This window comes from Paenibacillus sp. QJM3NY_38, from assembly GCF_056173265.1.
In genome coordinates, this window is sequence record NZ_CM149665.1 from 7,137,042 (window position 1) to 7,160,079 (window position 23,038).

Genomic DNA, 23,038 nt, shown 5'->3' on the forward strand with positions numbered 1-23,038 from the left:
TTTCGTAGTAAATAACCGAGAAAATCCGGCTTGAACCGGTTATTCCTCAATCTGAATCTTTACAGAGTGACGCTTCTTTTCTTGAAGCGTTACAGGTCCCCCATCCTGGAAGACTCTGGCTGCCTTGAACAGTAGTGTCGTGAATTGCTCCATTTCCTCAGGCGTAAATGCCGTCTCCAATCTGCTCAGCATCGCCATCATGATTTGCTCCCATTCTTTTGCCAGCTGCAGACCTTCCTGCGTCAGCGTGACGAGCTTAACCCGTTGATCTTGTGCAGACGTAGCCCGTGCAATCAAGCCTTTACGTTCAAGCCGTTTAGCTATGCTTGTCATCGAACTTAAAGGTGCCCCCATCTCGGAGGCCAGCTGCGACATCGTCAAATCTCCACGGAGGAGCAAAATAAGCAGCGTTGACATATCGGAGCGAGTCACTTTTTGTTCGAGCTGAAGCGTATCGGTCATAAAAGCAAACGGACGCAGACCGGTCTTGAGGAAAAGGTCATATAGGTGTTGGATACCGGTCACTCCTTTTCGTACGATTTCGCAATAATACGTCTGCGCTTATTTTAATACGATTTCGTAATAATATCAATCACCTGCCGATTTTTTAATACGATGTTTTTATTAGCAGGTAAAACCTACGATTGACAGCACTTCATTCTCAGTGTTACATTGATTTCCAGTCTTTACTACGAAATCGTATTAATATGTTATTGGAGGTGCATGGATATGGATTGGAATAGTATAGTCTTGACGACGGCCGGTGTCATCGGCGGCGGCACGGCGGTGGCACACGGCATTCTCATGAAACGGGTGATCATTAAGCCGATGGAGACGGTTTTTGAAGCGGATGGGCGAATATCTGTGCCGCTGCGAAAGCTTGGGATGCTGCTTTTACATTTCAGCACATTCAACTGGTTGCTCAGCGGGCTCTTTTTGATTGCAGCCGCGATCTGGTTCGGGCAGGAGGCAAGGCTCGTGACGGGTCTGCTCGCCGGCAGTTCTTTTCTGTTCGGTGCAATCATCTCATTTTGGGTAATGCGTCGCCTTCATCCCAGCTGGATCTTGATGACTGTTGCGCTCGTTCTGACCGTCTTGGGACTAACGCTGCCATAGGCTCTAGTATATAGCCAATATTATATAAACCCGAAATTATGGGGCCCAACCAAAAAAATGGTACCTATCCTTCTGATTATGAAATTCGATAGAATAAAGATGTTCTTCAGGTGTAAGCGTTTTCCATTACGCGCATAGTCTGGGAGAATCGAAAATTTTTTAAGGGAGGGTATTTATGAAGCGATCTCAAATTTCGGAAAGGCGGTATAGGCAAAAGGTATTGAGTTTGTTCTTAGCGGTCATGATGCTGTCTGGCATCGGCTTCTTGCCGGCTTCGAAGGTTCAGGCAGCTGACGCTGCTGGAACCACCATCACCTCGATGTCTTATTTTTCAGCTGCGGACGGACCTGTCATCACAAAATCAGGAGTCGGGGAGGCCAGCTACGGTTTTGTCATGCCGCTATTCAACGGAGGCTCTGCCACCTGGAATGATGTTGCCCAGGACCTGGGAGTAAAGGTGAAAGTAAATGGCAGCTGGGTCGATATCGACAGTGTCGGCAGCTTTGTCTATAACCAGAACTGGGGCCACTGGAACGACGGCGGCTTTACCGGCTATTGGTTCACGCTCTCCGCAACAACGGAGATTCAGCTGTACTCCAAAGCCAATGGGGTCACGCTTGAATATTCACTCGTCTTTGAACACATCAACAAAACAACCATCACGGCGATGACCCCGACGCAAGGACCGCAAATTACGTCAGGGTTTACGGGCGGTGCCGGCTTTACCTATCCGATATTCAATCATGATCCGGCCATAACCTATGCGGCCGTCGCGGACGATTTGAAGGTGTATGTAAAGCCCGTCAACAGCAGCCAATGGATCGATATCGACAACAATGCAGCCAGCGGCTGGATCTATGATCAGAACTTTGGTCAATTTACCGATGGAGGCGGCGGCTACTGGTTTAACGTCACGGAATCGATTAACGTCAAATTAGAATCGAAAACCTCTTCAGCTAACATCGTGTATACCATCACCTTTAATGAGCCGGTAAGAAGCTCTTATGTCCTTACGCCTTATGAAGGAACGACCTTTACAGCCGATGCGAGCGGTGCTATCGGCATCCCGCTGCCTAAGATAGATGGAGGCGCCCCAATCGGCACCGAGCTTGGCAATTTCGTATACCAGATTAACATCAACGGGCAATGGGTGGATCTGGACAATTCAAGCCAGAGCGGATTTGTATACTCGGCAAACGGCTACAATAACATGTCCGCTGCCAATCAGTGGGGGTATTGGGCCGACCATATCTATGGCCTATGGTTCCAGCCGATCCAGGAGGATATGCAAATCCGTATCGGCTATCCGCTAAATGGGCAGGCAGGTGGAAGTGTGGGCAGCAATTTTGTCAACTATACCTTGATTGGCAACCCGGATGCTCCGCGCCCGGATGTAACCGACCAGGAGGATATTCCGATCGGAACGCCAAGCGACACTGCCATCGAGGGCATGAATCTCATCTGGCAGGATGAGTTTAACGGGACGACGCTCGATAACAGCAAATGGAATTATGAAACAGGGTATTATCTCAATGATGATCCGAATACCTGGGGTTGGGGCAACTCGGAGCTGCAGCACTATACCAATAGTGCGCAAAATGTTTTTGTACAGGACGGAAAGCTTAATATCAAGGCCTTGAACGAGCCAAAATCCTTCCCGCAGGATCCTAGTAGGTATGCACAATACTCCTCTGGCAAAATTAACACCAAAGATCATTTCTCCCTCACGTACGGCCGAATGGATTTCCGTGCCAAGCTGCCTACCGGCAACGGCATCTGGCCAGCGCTCTGGATGCTTCCGCAGGATCATGTGTATGGGACGTGGGCAGCCTCCGGCGAAATCGATGTGATGGAAGCAAGAGGACGCTTGCCAGGTGCGACGAGCGGCGCCGTACACTTTGGTGGCCAATGGCCGACGAACCGGCATCTTTCCGGTGAGTATCACTTCCCTGAAGGGCAAACCTTTGCCAATGACTATCATGTCTATTCGGTCGTCTGGGAAGAAGACAATATTAAATGGTATGTGGATGGCAAGTTCTTCTTTAAGGTAACCCGCGATCAATGGTATTCCGCAGCTGCGCCGAACAATCCGAACGCCCCGTTCGATCAGCCGTTCTACCTCATTATGAACCTGGCAATCGGCGGTACCTTTGACGGCGGCCGGACCCCGGATCCGTCCGATATCCCTGCAACGATGCAGGTGGACTATGTCCGTGTTTATAAAGAAGGGCAAGGCGGTGGCCAGAATCCAGGAAACGTGTCTGTTACCGGCGTAACGGTGAATCCGACCACGGCACAGGTGGAAGTCGGGCAGAGCGTTCAACTAAACGCCAGCGTGGCGCCGTCCAATGCAACGAATAAGCAGGTCACGTGGTCGGTTGCGAGCAGCGGCATCGCATCCGTGAGTGCAAGCGGTCTCGTGACCGGGCTCGCTCCGGGCACGACAAACGTCACGGCGACAACCGCTGACGGCAATAAAACAGCCAGCGCCGCAATTACCGTTGTACCGGCACCATCCACCGTGATCGTCATCGGTGATGAGGCGAAGGGCCTGAAGAAGATCGGAGATGACCTGCTGTTCTATGTCAATGGCGCGACCTTTGCCGATTTACATTATAAGATCAATAATGGCGGGCAATTAAACGTAGCCATGGCCCCAACGGGAAACGGCAACTATACGTACCCTGTCAACAACCTGAAGCATGGGGATACCGTCGAGTACTTCTTTACCTATAACCCGGGGCAAGGAGCACTGGACACGCCTTGGCTGACGTATGTTCATGGGGTAACGCAAGGAACACCGGAGTAAACCGGGGAAGCTTTGACAGACATGGCGCTGCAGGTAAACCGGTGCCTGCTCCGGGTTGCAATCGCGCAATGTCAATGAAATCAGGGCAAACAGAAGGCCGTCGACATCATCGACGGCCTTTCTTCAGTTGATCAGCTATGTTTGGTTAGCTGATTGACTTGTCATCATATTTTTTTGCATAAGCTCAATATTACGAATGTACACTCGCCTCTTCACTCACCTGTCTGGAATGCAAGACTTTCATGGCGTATCTTGCTATAGGCTGTGCGACCAACATTTCGCTGATCATTAGGTCATCAAGCGTTTTACGCCAACATGCGTTAAGTTTCTGATATACCGATTGATTAAAATCCCAAAGCCTATTACGATTACTTATAAGGATACTTGTCCCGAGGCATAGCTATCCTCCAAATAGAAAAAGCACATTGACCTGTAAGCCGCGTGAAACGGGATGCCTTCTGAACGTTTTGTGCGGCTGTTTATAAATACGAACATCCGTCCCATACTTAGGTTTATCAACAGGTGAGACGAATGTCTCTAACCGACTCGTTAGTAAGGGGGAATGCAGACACATGGAAAAGGAATTCATACTGACGCACAAGCTGCTGACCCTGCTCGATTCCGAATATCGCTGGTTCACCCTTGCCGAGATTGAAGAGCAGATTGGCGTATCGGACAAAACCATCCGTAAAATTATCGATGAAGCCAAGCAGGAGCTTCCTCCTTCCATTCATTTTGAAATTTCGCGTGGAAAAGGCGTCATTCTCCACTATGATAAACGAAATGTCGCGATTGGCGAGGTCATCTCCTCCATGTACAGACAGAGAACCTTCTACCAGCTGCTCGATGTGCTATTCGCCGAGGGGGGGCGCTACTCCTTGGAAGAGCTGGCCGACAAGCTGTATATGAGCTCTTCTTCGCTGAAAAAGCTGATCATCCGGCTGAACAACCATGAATTGAAGCGATACCATTTGCGCATTGCGTATTCCATGCCAGAGGTCAAAGGCAGTGAAATCAGTATTCGTTATTTTTACTGGAAAATGTTTTACGATGCCTTTGAATTCTCCGGCTGGCCATTTACCGACATCGACCAAGCCCAGATCCATGAGTACATTACGGCAATTGAGTCGGAGAATGACATCGTGTATTTCCTTAATGCTAAGCGCAGCTTGTCGTTTCTGGCGGCAATCATGATTACCCGAGTGCTGCAGGGCAAATATGCGGATGTTCCGAGCGGACCATATGACTGGGAGAGCCATATGCTTCATGCCTCTGTTGCCGCGTTAGCCAGAGCGCTGGAACAGCGGTACGCCATTCATTTGCCGCTGGACGAAATTCGGTTTCTGCAGGCCATGTTCAGCTTGGGCCAATACAATTATTATGATGAAGCGAAAGTCAGCGCGATGTTATCGAGAGAGAAAGCGAATCTCATGCAAATCGGGGAGGAACAATATCAAATCATCAATCATTTCCTCATGCTGGCGCTTGCCGCGTTCCCTGCGATCGATATGAACGACCGGTTCATCTGGGAAATCGGGGATTTCTTCGAGAAGCTCCGGCTGGAAAATGCGCTTCCCGACCTAATCGCCATCTCGGCAAGCAGCCTGACGGAATATGTCCAAAGGGATTGCCGCCCCATGTATCAAAGCGTAAAGAGCTGCATGCAGGAATGGAGCCAGCGTTACCCGGGCATTCAGTATAACGACTATCATCTGACGAAGCTGACGCTGTTGATCAGCTCCAGCTTGCGCTATAACAGCAAAAAGGCTTTCCTGCTGATCGGCGGGGAATTCTCCATCCGCCATTACGTCGCCAAGCTCATCAAGAATGAAATCGGCGACGAGCTGATCATCAACACCTCCATTATGGAGGGGCTTACCGATGAAATGATTCAGAAGCACGGCATCGATTTTGTGATCAGCACGTTCCCCGTTGAGCTGCATACGGTGCCCGTGGTCATTATTTCAACAATACCGACCAAACGGGATTTGCAAAATATCCGCAAGGAATTAATGCAACCATGAGACCTCATGGTTGCATTTTTCCGTTAAGCTCCGTAACTTTCTGGACTTGGTTATCCCTCCGATTCTGACTATGATGAAGACAGATCGAGAATAAAGCGCTTTCTTAAAAGGGAGGCCAGTAAGCAGGAGGAGCAAGATGAGCATACATTTGGGAGCACAACAGGGAGATATCGCAGAACGCGTGCTGCTGCCCGGCGATCCGCTGCGGGCGAAGTTTGTGGCAGAGCACTTTTTGGAGGAGGTATATTGTTACAACGAAGTGAGAGGCATGTACGGGTACACCGGCCTTTATCAAGGCGTTCCCGTTTCTGTCCAAGGTACGGGAATGGGCAACCCGACCATGAGCATATATGCGACGGAGCTGATTCAGGATTACGGGGTCAAAAAGCTGATCCGCATCGGTACCTGCGGCGCCATGCAAAAAGAACTTCAGGTCCGCGACATCGTACTAGCCCAAGCCGTATCCTCGGACAGCAATCTGATGGAAAAAATATTTCATGGCTGCAATTACGCGCCAACCGCCGATTACGGCATGTTAAGCAAAGCGCATCAACTGGCTCAGGAGAAGCAGGTGAATGTCTTTGTCGGTAATATCTATAATTCCGATGAATTCTATAGGGAAACTTTCGACCGTCTTCATAAATTCATGGAGTTCGGCGTGCTCGCGGTCGAGATGGAAAGCGCCGCCCTATACACGCTGGCTGCTAAGTACGGCGTCAGGGCCCTGTCCATATTGACGGTAGGCAGTCATCTGCTGACCAATGAACGCTCGTCCCATCAAGACAGCGAGAAGTCCTTCCACGACATGGTCGAGGTCGCGCTCCATACCATTTTAGCGGACGAATAGTCTGCCGCAGGATTGCTTGCATAACAAAAACGTTCGGATATCTTAACAAACTTTGCTCTAGGGGGAAAAATCAATGGGAATCAAACGCGGATTTAAATATGATTTTTCGTTGTTGGCCATTTTGTTGATCCCGATCGGGATCGCCATCAACTTTGTCGGGGCCCAAATCATTCTGCTGCTCAAGCTGCCGATATACCTGAACACCATCGGAACGATTCTGACGGCCATGATCGCCGGTCCTTGGGTCGGTATGATTACGGGGGCCAGCACCAATCTTGTTGTCGGCATAACGAACCCGGTCTCGTTCGCATTTACGCCTGTACAAATGGCCGTCGGTCTAGTGGTCGGCCTGCTCTCGATGAGAGGCATGTATACGAAGCTGTGGAAAGTCATCTTGTCTTCATTCGCTGTCGTACTGACGGTTCTGATCGTGGCTTCTCCGATCCAGGTGCTGATGTTCGGCGGGGCGACCGGCAACTCTTCGGATGCCGTGGTTGCTACATTCCTGGCCTCCGGTCAGCAGATTTGGACAGCGGTATTCTCAACCAAAATCCTGGTGGAAAGCGTCGACAAAATCATCAGCAACGTCATTGCCTTTGTCATCGTGATGAAGATGTCCCCAAGATACTTGTCCAAGCTCAATTACGGTGCAGCTTTTATCAAAAAGAAATGACGTATAGTCCATAATGGATACGCTTTCATAAGGGAGGGGTTTTTGTGAATAACGAACGGTCCCTGTTAAGCCGTCTTTATCCAACAACCAAGTTTATGATTACCATCGCTTTATGTATGGCCGCATTTATCGTGCCCGGCTACGGGTTCAGCTACGCGATTCTGCCGATTTGTATGGTCCTGGCCTACTTTGCCGGCAGCTTCAAGGAGTTTTCCAATCTGGCGATCAAGGCACTGCTGATGATAGTTGTGTTCATCTTTATCCTGCAGAGCTTCTTCTACCCTGGCAACGACATTCTGTGGAGCTGGAGCATCTTCTCCATCAAGCGGGAAGGACTGGAGTTCGCCCTGTTCCTGACATCCAAAATCGTGGCGGTGGCCTCGGCCTTCATTCTGTTCTTCCGCATCACCAAGGTCAAGGATTTGGTCCATTCCCTGGAACAGATCGGCCTGCCGTCCAAAGTAACCTATGTCATCTTGTCGACCTTACAGCTCATTCCGGAGATGAAAAAGCTGACCCACGTCATTATGGATGCCCAAAAAACACGAGGCGTTGAAACCGAAGGCAGGCTGCTTGTCCGCATGAAGGCCTTCCTGCCCACCCTTAGTCCACTCATCCTCGGGTCCGTGGCCAGCACGGAGGAACGGGTACTGACGCTGGAGTCGAGAGCCTTCTCGGCCAATGTCAAAAAGAGCAGCATCTACAAACTGGAGAAAACAAAGCATGACCGGCTGGTTCGAATGCTGCTGGTCGTACTGCTTGCTATCTTAATCGTCTGGAGAGTTGCGCTATGAGTATCATTACGATCAAGAATCTATCCTACCAATATCCGATCAGCGAGTCCGATGCACTCAAGAACGTGAACGTAACGATCGAAAGAGGCAAGCTGTATGCGCTGATCGGAGCCAACGGAGGCGGAAAAACGACCCTGTGCAACGTCATCCGCGGGTTTATCCCCCACTTCTATAAGGGAGATCTGCGCGGCGAGGTGCTGATCGAAGGCAAGGATATCCGCGAATGGGAAATGGGCGAGCTCTCCCAAAAAATCGGCTATGTGTTCCAGAATCCTTTTACACAGATCAGCGGCGTGAAGGATAACGTCTTTGAAGAGATTGCCTTCGGCCTGGAAAATCTGGGCATGGAGCCCGGACTTATCCGGGAGAAGGTGGACCAGGTCATCAAGATGCTGGAGATCGATTATTTGCGGGACAAAAACCCGTTCGAGCTCTCCGGCGGTCAGAAGCAGCGGGTTGCGCTCGCTTCCATCATCGTCATGGAGCCAGATGTGCTCGTTATTGACGAGCCGACCTCGCAGCTTGATCCGAAGGGAACGGAAGAAGTGTTCAAGATTATCGAGCTGATGAAGAATAAGGGAAAAACCATTATTCTCGTCGAGCACAAAATCGAGCTGATTGCCGAATATGCCGACGATGTCATCCTGCTGAACGAGGGGGAGGTGGCCATGCAAGGCAGCTCGAAGGAGATTCTTACCGATGAGCGTGCACTAGCGTTCGGAGCCGCGCTTCCCCAATATTCGCTGTTCGGCCTGGATATGCGCAAGCGGGGAATGGATCTCGGCAGCATCCCGTTAACGGAAAAAGAAGCCATGGATGCCGTGAAGACATGGATGAAGAAGGGGGTTAATGCATGAGCTTTCTGACTTTGACGAATGTTTCCTTTGCCTACCCAAACGGCTACAAAGCGGTGGACGGCGTCAACATGTCCTTCCGAAAGGGCGAATCCGTTGCCATTGTCGGCCAGAACGGGGCGGGTAAAACGACCACCGTCAAAATGATGAACGGGCTGCTCAAGCCCTCCGAAGGGGATGTCGTCATCGACGGCTGGAACACGCGGGATTATACTACCGCCCAAATATCAAGAAAGGTCGGCTATGTATTCCAGAACCCAGACGACCAGATTTTTCATAACGACGTGTACAGCGAGATTGAATTCGGTCCCCGCAAGCTGGGCCTACCGGAAGAACAGGTCAAAGCAAACGTCATGAAAGCGGCGGAGCTGGCAGGCGTCGTCCCGTTTCTTAAGGACAATCCGTACAACCTGCCCTACTCCATGCGTAAATTCGTAACGATTGCCTCCGTCATAGCGATGGATTCCAGCGTCATCATTCTGGATGAGCCGACGGCAGGCCAGGATCTTCCGGCTATGGCGCGGCTCGCCCATCTGATTGAGGCATTAAACCAGGAAGGTAAAACCATCATTACGATCACGCATGATATGGAATTTGTCGTGAACAACTTCCAGCGGGTCATCGTCATGGCGAACCGTCAGGTCATTGCGGATGACGACAAGCGGGCCATCTTCTGGAATCTGGATGTGCTGGAGCAGGCGATGCTGAAGCAGCCGCATATCAGCAGGCTCAGCCACTCCCTGGATATCGGCCATAACATTCTGGCGATACCGGAGCTTGCGGACGAGCTTGCCAAGCATAAGTGAGGGAATAAGGGAGTGACAACGATATGGAGCAGGAGCAGGTTAAACACATCCTCTTGGATGTCGATACCGGCGTGGATGATGCCCTGGCGCTCATCTTTGCCGTGAAGTCCGATAAGCTGCATATAGAAGGCATTACAACGGTATTCGGCAACGTGGACGTGAAGCAGGCGACGAAGAATACGCTCCAGGTGCTCGAATTGGCTCAGCCCCGGTACGACATTCCCGTTGCCATGGGAGCGGATGCCCCTTTGTTTCGCCCTCGCAGGGAGAACGTAACCGCCATTCATGGAGCCAACGGCCTGGCCGGATATGAACTGCCGGAGGCGCGCCAAACGCCGGTGAACGAGAGGGCATCCGATTTCATCGTGCGGAAGGTGCGGGAACAGGCGCATGACATTACGCTGGTCTTCACTGGCAGGCTGACCAATTTAGCGGTGGCGCTCGCCAAGGACCCGTCGATCGCTCAGAAAGCCAAGCTGGTGCTGATGGGAGGCGCCATCAAAGTGCCGGGCAATACAACGCCCGTATCCGAAGCCAACATCCACGGCGACCCCGAAGCGGCGCATCGGGTGTTCGAGTCCGGGATTCCGATTACGATGGTAGGTCTGGACGTGACCGGAAAGGCCAAGTTCAGCGAGGCTCATTTTCAACAACTCATGAGCGGCTTCACGGAGGAACAGGCAGAGTTGAAAGCTTTCATGCACCACATCTTCACCTTCAGCTTTGAGGCAAGCGACCGCTTGAACGAGGGCAGATACCGGCTGATGCATGATCCGCTTGCACTAGCTGTCGTTGAGGATGCCTCCCTGGTGGAGACGGAGGATTATTACGTCTATATCGAGACAAAAGGACAGATATCCTCCGGTGCAACGCTGGTAGACTTCAGACGTCCGCAGTTACGGACCAATGCCTCTGTCTGCATGCAGGTCCGTGAAGAGGCATTCCTGCAGCATTATATTCAAACGGTGCTGTCATAACCGTCAGAGGAAGGAGCATGATTGATGCATCGAATCGTATTGGATGTGGATACGGGCGTTGACGACGCGTTGGCGATTGCCTACGCTGTCCGGTCTTCGGCTCTCGATATCCTTGGAATAACGACTTGTTTCGGAAACGTACCGGTGGAGCATGCCACACGAAATACGCTCCATGTATTGGAGCGGCTTGGCGCAGCCGGGATTCCTGTTGCCATGGGGGAAGCCGCCCCCTTGTTCCATCCCTCGATGAAGTCGTATCCCGTCCAGTTTCATGGCGAGAATGGACTCGGCAACTTGGCATTCCCCGATCCGGCAGCTAAACCGGTCTCCACGTCTGCCGCTGCCTTTATGGTGGATCAGATCCGGCGGTATCCGAGGCAGGTAACGCTGATCTGCGTCGGCCCGTTGACCAATCTTGCCGCAGCCATTCTGCAAGCGCCGGAGATATCGTCGCTGGTACGTCAGATTATCGTGATGGGCGGAGCCGTGGGCGTGGCGGGCAACCGCCAGATGCATGCGGAAGCGAATGTATGCTCCGATCCGGAGGCGGCCCAGCTCGTCTTCCAATCGGGAGCTCCGATTACGCTGGTCGGACTGGATGTGACCATGCAGACCGAGCTCAGTCTGAAGGATATTCAGCACTGGAGAGACCTGGATTCGGACCTGACCCGCTTCTTGGCCGACATGACTTCCTACTATATTGAAGGCTACCAGGAAGCCTATGGCGACCGGACCGGCTGTGCCCTGCATGATCCACTGGCGGTAGCCGTGGCGATCGACCCGACCTTGGTTGAGGTCCAGCCGATGGTGCTCCAGGTCGATCTGGAAGGCATCCACTCCTATGGCAGAACCATTGCCGATCTGCGTCCGCGTTGTACCGACCAGCCGAATGTCAATGTCTGCACCGGCGTCGACGCCAAGCGGTTCCAGGAGCATTTTATGGAGACCTTGATGAAATAAGCTGCAGCATAAGGAGTGAACGCCGGGTGCGTTCGCTCCTCTTTATGTTTCCCTCGCTGCTCTCTCCTCCCACTTCTCTCTCAACCCTTTCAAATCCTCGATAAAGAACCTTAGCAAATTGGGTCTTCTTCTTACCGCCAGCGGATGATAGGTAAAGCTAATCGGGATGCCCTGGAACTCATGCCAACTTCCCCGCAGCTCCTTGACGGTGGCGTTCTCCTTCTCGGGGAACAATCCTTCGACTACGACATTCCCAAATCCAAATAGTACGAGCGGCTGCTTCTGAAGGAGCTGTGACTGAAGATGCGGAAGGCATGCCGCTCGGGTTGCGGGTTTATCGTAAGCACGGATGGGCCGGCGCTTCAACAAATAGGTGACGTAAACCGAGTTTATATCCATGCCCGCTTCCTTCATGCCGAGTTGAAGGGTTTCCCGGGTCCCGCACAAGAACGGATTTCCTTCCCGGTCCTCCCTGGCTCCCGGGTTATCCAGGATCATCATCAACGTGCCTTGCGGATTACCTTCCCCCCAAATGACGCGATTCCGCTGTTTGCACAATTCGCAGCGTTCACAATGCTGCATATCTTCGGGCGCTTGCTCTTCTGGCAAGATGACGCAGGGATGATTCATTTCCGTAGACATGTAATTCATTCCTTTCTGTCGCACACAATGATTCCATTATGCCCACCTGTCACCTAATGTAAAAAATCCCCTCGCGTATATCCGATCAACCGTATTGTGTTAGTGCCACATTCCCCCATCTCACTTTCCCTATCCGATGAATGGCCCTGTTATGACCCCTGTTCGCCCTCGTACGGGCATGCCCGCGTCCATTCTTTACACTTTCTTTATACTTTTCTGGTCCAAATATTTATACCTGCTGCTTATCCTAAACTCATCAACATCGAAAGGATGATCACGGATGTCGGATACCATTCTGAAAGCAGCAAACATATCCAAAATATACGGCAAACACAAAGCCCTTGATAAAGTATCAATCGAGATTAAGCGCGGGATGATCTACGGCTTGATCGGGGAGAATGGTGCGGGAAAATCAACGTTTATGCGCTTCATCATGGGACTCATCACCATTAACGAGGGCAGCATCGAACTGTTTGGAGCAACAGGCAATCAGGGATTGCAGCGTGCACGAAGAAAAATGGGGCAATCCATTGAAACGCCGGCACTTTATCCGGAATTAACGGCTCGGGAGAATCTGCAAGTCCAAGCGGCAAACGGCGGCGTAAGCGAACGCGAAATCGACGATTTGCTTCGCTTGATGAACCTGGGGAATACCGGCAAGAAGAGAGCCAAGAACTTCTCCTTAGGCATGCGCCAACGGCTGGCGATTGCTTCCACCCTGATTACGAACCCCGAGTTCTTGATCCTGGACGAGCCGACGAACGGTCTCGATCCGTCAGGAATGGTTGAAATGCGCGAAATCATTCAGCGGTTGGTGACCGAACGCGGGATGACCGTCTTGCTATCCAGTCATTTGCTGGATGAGCTTTCACAGGTGGCTACGCATTACGGGATTTTGCATGACGGAAAACTTATCCGTGAATTTTCACGAGAGGAGCTGGCAAACGAAACTCGCCAATACATTGAACTGGAAACAACGGAAGTCCATTCCGCCGTCGTGGTGCTGGACGGATTAGGGATCCGGGACTATGAAGTCATCAACGGAACCGAAATTAATATCTACGAACGCCTCGATGACGTTGCCGCCATCAACCGCTCGCTGGTTTTGGCTGACGTGGACGTTTTGCGAATCGGTACAACCCGACAAAAACTCGAGGAATATTTCTTGCAATTAACAGGAGGTGCCCCCCATGCTTAATCTGCTAACCGCCGAAAAAATCAAATTGCGCCGAAGCAAGAAACTGTGGATCGTCCTGGGCATTTTATCTTTGCTTCCGATCTTCCAGGTCGCAAATAGCCTGACGGCCGTGCATTATGGCAACGAGCTCGTCCAGCCCGTTGATACCGTCATTAATGGAGCGACAGGCATTCTGATGATCGAGAAGAATGGATTAACGATTTTACTCGTCATTGGCGCTTTTATCAGTTTCTTGATTGGGGAAGAATTTCAGAATGGGACGATTCGAAATGCGCTTTCTTTAGGACGCAGCCGCACGCATTATTATTTGTCAAAATTGGTGGTAGCCGCGATCCTCTCGCTCGTTGGTGTCATCATATTGACCGCGCTTGGCATGGTCAGCTTTTCCATCGCGTTTGGTTTCGGCGAAGTTGCCGGGATTAACCATTACTTCAGCTATGCGATCCAAGCGTTTCTCACGCTGTACGTATTAATTCTGTCTAACGTATCGATCTATATGATGATTAGCTTCTTAACCAAAAATAGCGGCATCTCGCTGATTTGGACTTTTATTTATACGATTGCGACTGGCTTTGGCGCTCCCATCTTCCTGCAAACCGAGCATTTCAAGCAGCTCACCTACTGGTTTTCGTTATCCTTCTTGTTCTATTCCGATTTCGCCAAATCGGCGGATATCGGCAAGTTCCCTGAGATGATATTGGTCAGTCTCATCACGATCGTGTTATCATCAGCTATAGGAATTCTTCGGTTTACACGAACTGACATAAAGTAGGTCGATATGTATGCCAGCGATATTAATCATTGAAGACGATACGGCCATTCATTCACTCATCAAGGAAGCCTTGGAGCTGCATGGTTTTCAAACGCAAAGCGCCTATTCCGGAACAGAAGGGAAGCTGCTGTTTGAGCACCATCAGGTTGATCTGGTTCTCCTGGATTTGATGCTGCCGGGGATGGATGGAGATGAACTTCTGGAGCACATTCGGCAAAATTCAAATACGCCCGTAATTGTGATCTCCGCAAAAAATGACCAGCATTCGAAATTGGAGCTGTTGACGCACGGGGCCGATGATTACATCACGAAGCCTTTTGATGTGAAGGAACTGCTTGCACGAATTCACATCCAATTGCGCCATGCAGCCAAAGCTTCAGCCGGCCCTATGGATGAAATCCGTTACAAGAATATCAGCGTAAACCTAGACACGCGTGAAGTGACAATCAATGAGCAGGCGGTTCATCTTACTGGACGGGAGTACGCCATACTTCTGTTATTCTTAGAGCACCCGCAAAAAGTATTCAGCCGCGCCAATATCTACGAAAGTGTGTGGAACGAGCCATTTTGGGGCAGCGATAAAACGATTAACATGCATATCAGCAATTTAAGGAACAAGCTGAACCTGGATGACACGAATTACATTAAGACCGTATGGGGTATCGGCTTCAAATTCGATTCAGAGGAAGGGACGTGAATGGGGTGTGGGGATGGATCTTTGTCTTCTTGGCCTTTGCGTTTCTTCTTTATATTTACTTCTTAAAGCGGGAACTGCGGAAATTAAAACATGCGGTCCAAGAGATTCCAACGAACGCCAGCTATGGCTCCAGACTTTATGTAGATTTTCGCCAAAAGGCAATCATGGAGCTGGTCGATGAATTGAATCAGATGATCGATGCATTTGAAGAAAAAAATCGTGAGGCTAAGCGGATGGAAGAGAATGTGAAGCTATCCATCGCAGGGCTCTCTCATGATTTACGGACGCCGCTCACATCCATCCACGGCTATGTTCAGCTTTTCCATGCAGCCACAGATGAGACAAAGAAGGCGCATTATCTTAAGATTATCGAGCATTCTGTACGGCGTCTGATAGAAATGACCGACCACTTTTACGACCTGGCACGCATTGAAATGAATCAAAAGGAACTGGCATGGTCTTCCCTCTCTCTCTCCAACCTGGCTGAAGAAATCTTCCTGTCCTTCTATGAACAATTTGAGGAAAAGCAGATTGATCTCCAATTTCCCGAACCAACCCATGACCGTCATATCATTGCAGACCCGTTATTGATGACGCGTGTCATCCAAAATATCGTTCAAAATATCCTTCGTTATGCCAACAGTCAAGCTGTGATCCGTTACCGGGATGAGGGCAACGATCTAATATTTAGCGTTAAAAACGATATCAAACCCGACAGCAAAGTTGCCATCGAAAAGGTGTTTACGCGTTTCTATACCGAGGTCGCCAGCAGAACGAACACGGAATCCAGCGGGATCGGCCTCTATCTGTCTAAACAGTTAGTTGAGAAGATGAACGGGAAAATGGATGCAGCGCTGCAGGACGGCTGGTTTATTCTTAACATCCGTCTTCCCATCCATCGAAGTTAAATTTGATCTAAACCTTATTCATTGTATGGTCCAAGGGATGATTATCCGAGAACAAATCCGGATTGTCCTTAAGCATGTCCGTAATGACATCCGCCACCGCGGCCGCATCGCATATCCGGACAACGGCATCGCCAAGATGCCCCTTATACATCGCGCCCCGACTCTCCAGAACTTCATCCACCTTCCAAAAATGCTCCGACCACGACAACCCGCAATGTCTGCGTGAAGGCACGGGGATTTCCGTCCCATCCGGTAACACCGTGTACAGCTTCTCATGGTCATCCGTTAACCTGCCCGGAATGTCCATCCACTCTTCGACTCCATGAATAAAGGTGTTGCGCTTTAAATCAACCCCAACTAACAAGATGGTCGCCTTTCGATCGAGCAGCTTGCCCCAAGCGGAGCCCCTGGCGCATGGCGTGTCGAAACGATGATCGTCACTTGTGAATGGGATGGCATCCTGACCTAATGCCGCCACGGAATGAGTAGGGTGCAGCGAACGCACCACACCAGGCCGTTTGCGGAAAAGCTCGGGTAAGATCCCCACACAAGAAGGTGACTGATCCACGTAAAATTTCGGATTATCCGCATTGATATAAGACCACGTGTGGGTGGGCAGCACCAGCAGCCCTTCTTTCATATACGCTGTGAGTGCATCGAGAACCGTGTCCGCGCCACCCTCGACCGGCCCCATACTCTTCATGGAAGAATGGACCAAGAGCGTCCCTTTGCCGTCAATGCCCAGCTGCTCTAATTGCTTCATTAAGCTTTCCCATGTATACATGTTCTTCTCCTTCCACGCCAGGATATCAAAAACTGGCTGCCACTATTATTTTTCGATGATTTCCCAGTGCAGCTCGGCGGATGTATCGGTTAATAATTGCTGAAGCGATGCATGAGCATGCTCGACCGTGTGCGCCACAGCTCCTTGCCGCTGTTCCTCATAAATGGTGATCACCCATCAACTCTCCATTGGATAGGCTTTTTACTTAAGATACGTCCATGATATAGAGGGGTGGGGATATTTTCAATGTTTCTATGAATATTGGTTCCAAAGTTGCCAGCTTCGCCTCTTTACGCCTAATCGGTTACAAATACTTTCTTCTATACATCAGGGTAATTTGATCCGCTATATATTCTGCGCTATGCTCGGTACCATCCTTAATCCACCACATAATAATCCCGAGAAGTGATGATGCCACAATATCAACGGAGGCAACTCGACTTGTGGAATGGATGTTTCTTGCGTCTCTGCGTTGTTTGATCGTATTTTTCAACAGGTTCGACAAGTGGGTTTTGAAGCCCGTATGCTCAACCAATACAGCGAAAATTTTCCGGTATTCATAAAAATAATTTAAAAATGCTATCAGCTGCTCCCGTTCGTTTCGGCTCTTCACTTGTAATAGCGGCTCGACTTTCTTGGACAGGTCGTCAAAGATCTCATGCACGATCTGACGCAGCAAATCGTTAATATCCTCATAATGCAAATAAAACGTGGCACGATTTAGCTCTGCGCGAGTTGCAATTTTTCGGACGGTCAATTGAGAGATTTCCAGATTGTCGGCCAGTAATGAAAAAACGGCCTGCTTCAGCAGCTTTTTGGAGCGAATGGCTCGTGGATCCATCCTTTTATGTTCAGGCATGTCATCCCTCGATTATCGTTTATTTGTCACTTCATCGACCGATCTTCCCATTCTGTCGTATAGTCGACAATTTCAGCAGAATTGCAAATAGGAATCACTCTTCGATACTGATAAGATATATTTTATTGACACTATGTCGAAAAAGCAATGAAGAGAGGACAGCACCATGCAAGAAGACATAAAGAAAATAAATAAAGGGATATTACTAACCATCTTGATCCTTGGTTGTTTCTTATCCACGCTCAATCAGACGCTGTTAAATGTAGCCTTGAGCAATCTAATGGGTGTATTTGATGTCACGGCAGCCACCGTACAATGGATTTCAACGGGGTTTATGCTGGTTAACGGGATATTGATCCCGATTACGGCCTATTTAATGAAACGCTTTACTACGCGTCAATTATTTATAAGCGCCATGTTGTTTTTATTAATCGGTTCAATCATCTGCGCGGCGGCGCCAAGCTTTGTTGTGCTCATGTTAGGACGGATGATTCAAGCTGCCGGTGCGGGAATTGTCATGCCGCTCATGATGAGTGTTGTTCTCGCCATCTTTCCCGTGGAAAAACGCGGCAGCGCTATGGGACTGCTGGGACTGGCCATGATTTTCGCTCCGGCCATCGGCCCGACGCTCTCGGGATTTATTGTCGAATACCACTCTTGGCGGTGGTTATTTATCGGTCTCATCCCGCTTGTCATCATGGTCATCGCATTGGCATTCAAGTATTTGGTCAATGTCTCCGAAGCGGCCAAGTCGAAGCTTGATGTAGGCAGCGTTCTTCTATCAACCGTTGGATTCGGCTTTATTTTATACGGCTTCAGCAGTGCAGGCAGTAAAGGCTGGGACGATGCCATGGTCATCCTGTCCTTAGCCATCGGGATCGTGGTCACGGCCATATTCTGTATGCGGCAAGTCAGGTCCGATGATCCCCTGTTGAACCTGTCTGTCTTCAAAAACAAAATCTTTACGTTAACGTCTCTTATTAACGTATTAGTCACGATGTTGATGTACGCGGACATGATCTTACTGCCTATTTATCTGCAGGATGGTCGCGGTTTTACGGCATTCGATGCAGGACTGCTCTTATTGCCGGGTGCGGTTGTCAATGCGCTGATGTCACCGGTCACCGGCAGGTTATATGACCGTTTCGGTGCGAGGCCGCTGTTCATCATTGGTTTGCTGTTTATTATTCCATCGATGTGGGCGGTAACAGATTTATCTGAGTCAACCACGTATATGTATTTGATGATTCGTACCATTTGCTTGCGAATCGGATTAAGCTTCATCACCATGCCACTCAATACGGCCGGACTCAATGCGCTGCCCAAACACCTCGGTACGCACGGTACCGCGGTGAATAATACCGTTCGCCAAATTGCCGGCGCCATTGGTACTGCCGTCGTGATTACGATTTATACCGTGCAGGCAACAAGCCATGCAGCTGATGTGATGCAGAACAATCCTACAACGACTGCTGAGCTCCTTAAATCCCTTACATCCATCATAGGGGCAAGCGACGCCTATTCCTTCATGATGATTCTGGCCGTCATCGCATTTGTTATCACATTTTTTATGCCTATGAAAAACAAAACCAAGATCGAACAAAAGCAATCGTAGTTAGCAACAAGGTTCTTTGACGAACTATCCGTGCAGCAGGATATGAACAAAAAAAGCCATTCCTTAATAGGAGTGGCTTTTCCTATGATTTGACGCTAGGTTTAACCATGACATTTGAAATAGTGTAAATCCGAAATCGCTCGCCTTTTCAACCCTACGTTCGCCGATCCTCTTCCGAATCGGGATCGTTTCCCTTATCCAAATCGCTGCGTTTTGTACCACTTGGCTTTTCTCCCTGTTACTTTGTCTACAACAAACGAATAGAGCGCGCGCAGGGAAATGAGCAGAAATAGCTGAGCATACGTGAAATACGATAGGCAGGACAGAATGAAATTTTGGGTTGTGCTTTGCCCGACATCGGTTGCCAGCGCCAGATTAATCTGCAGCACAAATAGGTAATACATCAATCCCCAAGCCACCATCAGGTAGACGTATACATCATCGGCAAACTGGAACGGTGACACCACATCCGGATTGAACAGCGCAATCACCCAGTAGGCCAAGTTGACAACGATGATGATATCCGACACGATAATGGATAATAAAAACCAGAAATAACTCGCCGCGTAGTACAGCACTTGCAGCTTGATCCGCCAGCTTGACCGATTAAACAAATGATGGATGTTCTCGATCACGACCGAAAAATTCCCCTTGGCCCATCGTTCCCGCTGCTTCAAATACACGCTGAGCTGCTCCGGCTCCTGCTGATAAGCTTCCGCCTGAGGTGCCAGGGCGATCAGTTGTCCCCTTGTCATAATCTCGAACGAGATGGCCGTATCCTCTGTAATGGCCTCCGTATCCCAGCCGCCGATCTCGCGCATCAGCCCCGTTTTCACAATAAAATTCGTTCCCGGAATCGTCCCCAGCTTAAACAGCTCCCACAATCCGGTATGATAGATTCGCTGCGCGGTCACAAGCTCGAGATTAATGCATTTGGAGAGGAAATTTTGCCCGCGGTTTCTGGCCTTGTTCCGTCCAAATACCGCTCCGTAGGTTTCAGGGTCTTCCATTGCTTTTTCGATTAAGAAGTACAAGGCGTTCCGCTCCGGTGCCGCATCCGCGTCAAAGATACAAATCCACTCGTTCTTCGCATACTCCAGCGCATCATTAAGCGCTCCGGACTTGCCGCCCGTTCCTGTACGTTCAAAGATCATAAAGTCCCGGTCGCGATACGCTTCCTTGCTTCTCAAAGCCTTCAATTTACCGGCAGTCTCATCACTGCAGTTATCGGCAATGACAATGAGCTGCACCTTATCCTTCGGGTAATTAAGCCGCAAAATATTTTCCGCCGTTGCCGCGATCACCAATTCTTCATTGTGCGCAGGCACCATGACGGTTACCTTAGGGAAATGCTCCATCTCATCCACATCGGGAATGGTCCATTCCCTGCGGCTCTGCCTGAAAATAAACCGGACCGCTCCCCCCATAATCAGGATCGACTCCAACACGGCAGCCCAAATGCTAACAATACAAAACATTAATAATAAGTCAGCCACGAATCTTCCTCCGGTCGTATTTTCGATGTACGCGAACTCGAAGGGCCATCGTTGCAATGAACAGCCCCAGCACCGCAAGGGTAAACATCAGGCTGACGATTTTGCAAAGCGGAATAAACCATTCGCTGTAAGACATTTCTTCCTCCTCCTGCCGCTTAACTAATTATATTGGCCATGATTTATATATACTCTCCGATCAAATCGGTCTCCGTATTGCGTTCGAGTGCGGCAATGACGGCATCCGCATCTTCATATTTACTGAACTGCTCCTTAGCAAACACCAGCGCTCCCGTACGGATTACCAGCTTCAGCTCCCCGCCTTTCCGGTCCTGAAACGGCATGTCCATCAGCGCGTGCTTGATCCGATCCGTCAATGCCTTTAGATACTCCTGGTTCGTCATGGGGAGCAGCACGACAAATCGTCCCTCGTCAAGGCCAAACTTGTAATCCTCGTAACGAATATGATTCCGTATCCCTTCCGATAAGGAAGCGAGCAGCTGAGCGTAGCCTTGGGAACCGAGGGATTCCCGCACCATCGGCAGAAATTCGATTTTAAACATGGCCAGGCAGAAGTTATACGTATCCGAATAACGATTGGCCAAGTTGGACTGCTTGATCAGCGTTTCTTTAAAGGCTTCCTTATTGCCCAGCGAGGTTGCCAAGTCCACTTCCGGGTTCCTTCGCTGCAGCTCCTCAAGCCGCTCCATCAGCCGTTTATTGCGAATCAATCCGGATTTGATAAACGTAGCCGCGGCCACGTTGGCCGGCAGCAGCCATAGCCAGGAGATGGACAGCACATCGACCTCGGCATACGTCGTAAGCCATACAAAATAAGCAACGATATAAACAAAAATACTAACGACCGAGACCCCGGGAGGAACCAAGAAACCGAGCAGCAGAGCCGCAAGGCATCCGACACTGAATCCCAGTTCAAGCAGCGTAAAAGACGAGTCTCTAAAGACATTAATATAGAGCAACAGCTCCTGCAGGAGCGCTAAACCAATCAGCAGTACGTATCCCCAGACCATGCGCTGGATCAATTTGTTATTTTCCATGTCCACCTCGTTGAAAAGCATATTCGCCTAATAAAGGAAGCAAGTTATCAAAAATATGCGTATTTTTTCCGAATACATATCCTCCGGGATAACGGGCGTCCTTTCCCTTGAAGGTCTGCATCCGTTTGTACAGTTTTACTGCAAATGGCCTGTCTCCCCTTTGAAGCGCAAAGTTGATCGCAAGGCCATACACCGACGGAGACTCGTAATTTACCGCGGCCTTTCGGTCGGCCCGTGTATACTGTCCCGCCAATTTCCCGGCCTGCTCGAACTCCTTCTTCAGGAATTGGTGCAGCGGCGCTTGGTCCCTTCCCGTTTCCCCGGCATACATCGCAATCAGCAGCTGATCGATTAAATTCACCTTAGCTTCATAGGTATACTCCCTGGTCACTACATTAAAGGACTTGGGATAGAACACACCGTCATCCGGCATGTTCCGAAGCAGGGAATGATATCGAATGTACGTTTCCTCTTCCAGTAGTCCTTCTTGCAGGAGCCCTTGTAGTGCCGGGAGATCCACATAGGGCAGACTCAGCGTATCGGGCGTTTCCTGCCTGGAGAAATCGTAGAAATCCACCAGATATCCGTTATTTTGGGACCTGTTTAGCAAGGTATCCGTAAGCTCCCTGGCCGTCTCCGTCCATTCGGAATGGCCCTTCCATATCCGGGCACCTTCCAGCAGAGCCCCGATAATCCGCAAATCGTCGCCAAGCGCGTTCGTGCTGACTTGGGCCTTTCCTTCGGGATTGAGTTTCCACGCAATATAATGGCGATCCGCGATAAAATAGCGGGTTAATATGTCATAACTCTTCTCAAACTCGGCAAGATCGCGGCTTTCCAGCGCTGCCTGCATCCAAAACCCAAGAGATTCGGAGAGCGCCTCTCTCCCTGCTGCCAAATCAGGATTGACCGACTGGGCTTCCTGTAAATAGGTGGCCAGCGTGCCATTCGGGTTGGTCATGTTCATCGTAATAAAACGTTTCGTTGAAATATCCCCCTTGGCCTGGATCAAGTATCCCCCGATTCCCAAGGCGGCGCTTAACAATATAGCAAGCCCTATCCATAAGACTTTGTGTCCACTTCGCATGTTCAAACCGCATAACCTCCATTCACTCAGGAGTAAACCCATATGCCAAAAAGAGCATCTGCACC

The 23,038-nt window shown here is 50.0% G+C and carries 24 protein-coding genes; 15 read left to right on the forward strand and 9 right to left on the reverse strand.

All coding sequences use genetic code 11. The features are described 5' to 3' along the window. Positions 1 to 39 precede the first annotated feature (39 nt). A complete protein-coding gene (locus tag AC0VZ8_RS33125) occupies positions 40 to 525 on the reverse strand; it encodes a MarR family winged helix-turn-helix transcriptional regulator (RefSeq protein ID WP_233354695.1) in 486 nt (161 codons plus the stop codon). A 204-nt stretch (positions 526 to 729) separates the two neighbouring features. Between AC0VZ8_RS33125 and AC0VZ8_RS33130 the strand changes: the two genes are divergently transcribed. The 10 genes from AC0VZ8_RS33130 (at position 730) to AC0VZ8_RS33175 (ending at position 11,860) form a co-directional block, all read left to right on the forward strand. Further along, complete coding sequence (locus AC0VZ8_RS33130) at positions 730 to 1,116, forward strand: hypothetical protein (RefSeq protein ID WP_475485616.1); 387 nt, start codon at positions 730 to 732, stop codon at positions 1,114 to 1,116. Between the two features lie 175 nt (positions 1,117 to 1,291). Further along, positions 1,292 to 3,925, forward strand: coding sequence for a family 16 glycosylhydrolase (locus AC0VZ8_RS33135; RefSeq protein ID WP_475485617.1), 2,634 nt, complete (start codon positions 1,292 to 1,294; stop codon positions 3,923 to 3,925). Positions 3,926 to 4,497: 572 nt separating this feature from the next. After that, positions 4,498 to 5,949 carry a helix-turn-helix domain-containing protein gene (locus AC0VZ8_RS33140; protein WP_475485618.1) on the forward strand — a complete coding sequence of 484 codons (1,452 nt, stop codon included), beginning with the start codon at positions 4,498 to 4,500 and terminating at the stop codon, positions 5,947 to 5,949. A gap of 136 nt (positions 5,950 to 6,085) precedes the next feature. After that, on the forward strand, positions 6,086 to 6,796 hold the full coding sequence (deoD, locus tag AC0VZ8_RS33145; RefSeq protein WP_475485619.1) for a purine-nucleoside phosphorylase: 711 nt from the start codon (positions 6,086 to 6,088) through the stop codon (positions 6,794 to 6,796). 73 nt (positions 6,797 to 6,869) lie between these two features. Then, positions 6,870 to 7,469 (forward strand): ECF transporter S component, encoded by a 600-nt coding sequence (locus AC0VZ8_RS33150; protein ID WP_015738050.1) that lies wholly within the window; start codon positions 6,870 to 6,872, stop codon positions 7,467 to 7,469. Positions 7,470 to 7,513: 44 nt separating this feature from the next. Continuing rightward, positions 7,514 to 8,263 carry an energy-coupling factor transporter transmembrane component T gene (locus AC0VZ8_RS33155; RefSeq protein ID WP_074961816.1) on the forward strand — a complete coding sequence of 250 codons (750 nt, stop codon included), beginning with the start codon at positions 7,514 to 7,516 and terminating at the stop codon, positions 8,261 to 8,263. Then, complete coding sequence (locus tag AC0VZ8_RS33160; protein WP_260064564.1) at positions 8,260 to 9,120, forward strand: energy-coupling factor ABC transporter ATP-binding protein; 861 nt, start codon at positions 8,260 to 8,262, stop codon at positions 9,118 to 9,120. Before AC0VZ8_RS33155 ends, AC0VZ8_RS33160 begins: the two co-directional genes overlap by 4 nt. Continuing rightward, positions 9,117 to 9,923: an energy-coupling factor ABC transporter ATP-binding protein gene (locus AC0VZ8_RS33165; protein ID WP_260064563.1), complete on the forward strand. Its 807-nt coding sequence runs from the start codon at positions 9,117 to 9,119 to the stop codon at positions 9,921 to 9,923. Before AC0VZ8_RS33160 ends, AC0VZ8_RS33165 begins: the two co-directional genes overlap by 4 nt. Before the next feature lie 23 nt (positions 9,924 to 9,946). Beyond that, positions 9,947 to 10,900: a nucleoside hydrolase gene (locus AC0VZ8_RS33170; protein WP_475485620.1), complete on the forward strand. Its 954-nt coding sequence runs from the start codon at positions 9,947 to 9,949 to the stop codon at positions 10,898 to 10,900. A 24-nt stretch (positions 10,901 to 10,924) separates the two neighbouring features. Then, positions 10,925 to 11,860 carry a nucleoside hydrolase gene (locus tag AC0VZ8_RS33175; protein WP_475485621.1) on the forward strand — a complete coding sequence of 312 codons (936 nt, stop codon included), beginning with the start codon at positions 10,925 to 10,927 and terminating at the stop codon, positions 11,858 to 11,860. Positions 11,861 to 11,902: 42 nt separating this feature from the next. Here the strand turns inward: AC0VZ8_RS33175 and AC0VZ8_RS33180 are convergent, their stop codons facing one another. Next, positions 11,903 to 12,502 (reverse strand): uracil-DNA glycosylase, encoded by a 600-nt coding sequence (locus tag AC0VZ8_RS33180; RefSeq protein ID WP_475485622.1) that lies wholly within the window; start codon positions 12,500 to 12,502, stop codon positions 11,903 to 11,905. A 280-nt stretch (positions 12,503 to 12,782) separates the two neighbouring features. On the opposite strand from AC0VZ8_RS33180, the gene AC0VZ8_RS33185 reads away from it, so the two are divergent. The 4 genes from AC0VZ8_RS33185 to AC0VZ8_RS33200 are packed head-to-tail and all read left to right on the forward strand — an operon-like array spanning position 12,783 to position 16,077. Further along, a complete protein-coding gene (locus tag AC0VZ8_RS33185; protein WP_475485623.1) occupies positions 12,783 to 13,700 on the forward strand; it encodes an ATP-binding cassette domain-containing protein in 918 nt (305 codons plus the stop codon). After that, positions 13,693 to 14,472 carry an ABC transporter permease gene (locus AC0VZ8_RS33190; protein WP_475485624.1) on the forward strand — a complete coding sequence of 260 codons (780 nt, stop codon included), beginning with the start codon at positions 13,693 to 13,695 and terminating at the stop codon, positions 14,470 to 14,472. The genes AC0VZ8_RS33185 and AC0VZ8_RS33190 overlap by 8 nt, the downstream gene beginning before the upstream one ends. Positions 14,473 to 14,482: 10 nt before the next feature. Continuing rightward, on the forward strand, positions 14,483 to 15,169 hold the full coding sequence (locus AC0VZ8_RS33195) for a response regulator transcription factor (protein WP_194540202.1): 687 nt from the start codon (positions 14,483 to 14,485) through the stop codon (positions 15,167 to 15,169). Beyond that, positions 15,166 to 16,077: a sensor histidine kinase gene (locus tag AC0VZ8_RS33200; protein WP_475485625.1), complete on the forward strand. Its 912-nt coding sequence runs from the start codon at positions 15,166 to 15,168 to the stop codon at positions 16,075 to 16,077. Before AC0VZ8_RS33195 ends, AC0VZ8_RS33200 begins: the two co-directional genes overlap by 4 nt. A 7-nt stretch (positions 16,078 to 16,084) precedes the next feature. On the opposite strand, the gene AC0VZ8_RS33205 is transcribed toward AC0VZ8_RS33200, so the two are convergent. The 3 genes from AC0VZ8_RS33205 to AC0VZ8_RS33215 form a co-directional block, all read right to left on the reverse strand. Next, complete coding sequence (locus AC0VZ8_RS33205) at positions 16,085 to 16,861, reverse strand: AAC(3) family N-acetyltransferase (RefSeq protein WP_475485626.1); 777 nt, start codon at positions 16,859 to 16,861, stop codon at positions 16,085 to 16,087. A gap of 45 nt (positions 16,862 to 16,906) precedes the next feature. Next, a complete protein-coding gene (locus AC0VZ8_RS33210; protein ID WP_475485627.1) occupies positions 16,907 to 17,035 on the reverse strand; it encodes a hypothetical protein in 129 nt (42 codons plus the stop codon). 130 nt (positions 17,036 to 17,165) lie between these two features. Continuing rightward, positions 17,166 to 17,720, reverse strand: a complete 555-nt coding sequence (locus tag AC0VZ8_RS33215; protein ID WP_194540205.1) for a TetR/AcrR family transcriptional regulator — start codon at positions 17,718 to 17,720, stop codon at positions 17,166 to 17,168. A 166-nt stretch (positions 17,721 to 17,886) separates the two neighbouring features. Between AC0VZ8_RS33215 and AC0VZ8_RS33220 the strand changes: the two genes are divergently transcribed. Beyond that, a complete protein-coding gene (locus AC0VZ8_RS33220; protein WP_220687100.1) occupies positions 17,887 to 19,335 on the forward strand; it encodes a DHA2 family efflux MFS transporter permease subunit in 1,449 nt (482 codons plus the stop codon). Between the two features lie 194 nt (positions 19,336 to 19,529). Here the strand turns inward: AC0VZ8_RS33220 and AC0VZ8_RS33225 are convergent, their stop codons facing one another. The 4 genes from AC0VZ8_RS33225 to AC0VZ8_RS33240 are packed head-to-tail and all read right to left on the reverse strand — an operon-like array spanning position 19,530 to position 22,973. Then, entirely contained in the window at positions 19,530 to 20,831 is a 1,302-nt protein-coding gene (locus AC0VZ8_RS33225; protein WP_475485628.1) for a glycosyltransferase family 2 protein, read from the reverse strand. Continuing rightward, positions 20,824 to 20,967, reverse strand: a complete 144-nt coding sequence (locus AC0VZ8_RS33230; RefSeq protein WP_181469756.1) for a hypothetical protein — start codon at positions 20,965 to 20,967, stop codon at positions 20,824 to 20,826. The genes AC0VZ8_RS33225 and AC0VZ8_RS33230 overlap by 8 nt, the downstream gene beginning before the upstream one ends. A 43-nt stretch (positions 20,968 to 21,010) precedes the next feature. Then, entirely contained in the window at positions 21,011 to 21,886 is an 876-nt protein-coding gene (locus AC0VZ8_RS33235) for a GGDEF domain-containing protein (protein WP_475485629.1), read from the reverse strand. Beyond that, the gene (locus AC0VZ8_RS33240) at positions 21,876 to 22,973 is read right to left on the reverse strand and encodes a glycosyl hydrolase (RefSeq protein ID WP_475487801.1); all 1,098 of its coding nucleotides are present in this window, start codon (positions 22,971 to 22,973) and stop codon (positions 21,876 to 21,878) included. The genes AC0VZ8_RS33235 and AC0VZ8_RS33240 overlap by 11 nt, the downstream gene beginning before the upstream one ends. Positions 22,974 to 23,038 lie beyond the last annotated feature (65 nt).

What these genes read in the sequence shown, in the direction of transcription:
- AC0VZ8_RS33130 (WP_475485616.1), top strand. Translation starts at nt 730, where the DNA reads ATGGATTGGAATAGTATAGTCTTGACGACGGCCGGTGTCATCGGCGGC.
- AC0VZ8_RS33135 (WP_475485617.1), top strand. Translation starts at nt 1,292, where the DNA reads ATGAAGCGATCTCAAATTTCGGAAAGGCGGTATAGGCAAAAGGTATTG.
- AC0VZ8_RS33140 (WP_475485618.1), top strand. Translation starts at nt 4,498, where the DNA reads ATGGAAAAGGAATTCATACTGACGCACAAGCTGCTGACCCTGCTCGAT.
- deoD (WP_475485619.1), top strand. Translation starts at nt 6,086, where the DNA reads ATGAGCATACATTTGGGAGCACAACAGGGAGATATCGCAGAACGCGTG.
- AC0VZ8_RS33150 (WP_015738050.1), top strand. Translation starts at nt 6,870, where the DNA reads ATGGGAATCAAACGCGGATTTAAATATGATTTTTCGTTGTTGGCCATT.
- AC0VZ8_RS33160 (WP_260064564.1), top strand. Translation starts at nt 8,260, where the DNA reads ATGAGTATCATTACGATCAAGAATCTATCCTACCAATATCCGATCAGC.
- AC0VZ8_RS33165 (WP_260064563.1), top strand. Translation starts at nt 9,117, where the DNA reads ATGAGCTTTCTGACTTTGACGAATGTTTCCTTTGCCTACCCAAACGGC.
- AC0VZ8_RS33170 (WP_475485620.1), top strand. Translation starts at nt 9,947, where the DNA reads ATGGAGCAGGAGCAGGTTAAACACATCCTCTTGGATGTCGATACCGGC.
- AC0VZ8_RS33175 (WP_475485621.1), top strand. Translation starts at nt 10,925, where the DNA reads ATGCATCGAATCGTATTGGATGTGGATACGGGCGTTGACGACGCGTTG.
- AC0VZ8_RS33180 (WP_475485622.1), bottom strand. Translation starts at nt 12,502, where the DNA reads ATGTCTACGGAAATGAATCATCCCTGCGTCATCTTGCCAGAAGAGCAA.
- AC0VZ8_RS33185 (WP_475485623.1), top strand. Translation starts at nt 12,783, where the DNA reads ATGTCGGATACCATTCTGAAAGCAGCAAACATATCCAAAATATACGGC.
- AC0VZ8_RS33190 (WP_475485624.1), top strand. Translation starts at nt 13,693, where the DNA reads ATGCTTAATCTGCTAACCGCCGAAAAAATCAAATTGCGCCGAAGCAAG.
- AC0VZ8_RS33195 (WP_194540202.1), top strand. Translation starts at nt 14,483, where the DNA reads ATGCCAGCGATATTAATCATTGAAGACGATACGGCCATTCATTCACTC.
- AC0VZ8_RS33205 (WP_475485626.1), bottom strand. Translation starts at nt 16,861, where the DNA reads ATGTATACATGGGAAAGCTTAATGAAGCAATTAGAGCAGCTGGGCATT.
- AC0VZ8_RS33215 (WP_194540205.1), bottom strand. Translation starts at nt 17,720, where the DNA reads ATGCCTGAACATAAAAGGATGGATCCACGAGCCATTCGCTCCAAAAAG.
- AC0VZ8_RS33220 (WP_220687100.1), top strand. Translation starts at nt 17,887, where the DNA reads ATGCAAGAAGACATAAAGAAAATAAATAAAGGGATATTACTAACCATC.
- AC0VZ8_RS33230 (WP_181469756.1), bottom strand. Translation starts at nt 20,967, where the DNA reads ATGTCTTACAGCGAATGGTTTATTCCGCTTTGCAAAATCGTCAGCCTG.
- AC0VZ8_RS33235 (WP_475485629.1), bottom strand. Translation starts at nt 21,886, where the DNA reads ATGGAAAATAACAAATTGATCCAGCGCATGGTCTGGGGATACGTACTG.
- AC0VZ8_RS33240 (WP_475487801.1), bottom strand. Translation starts at nt 22,973, where the DNA reads ATGCGAAGTGGACACAAAGTCTTATGGATAGGGCTTGCTATATTGTTA.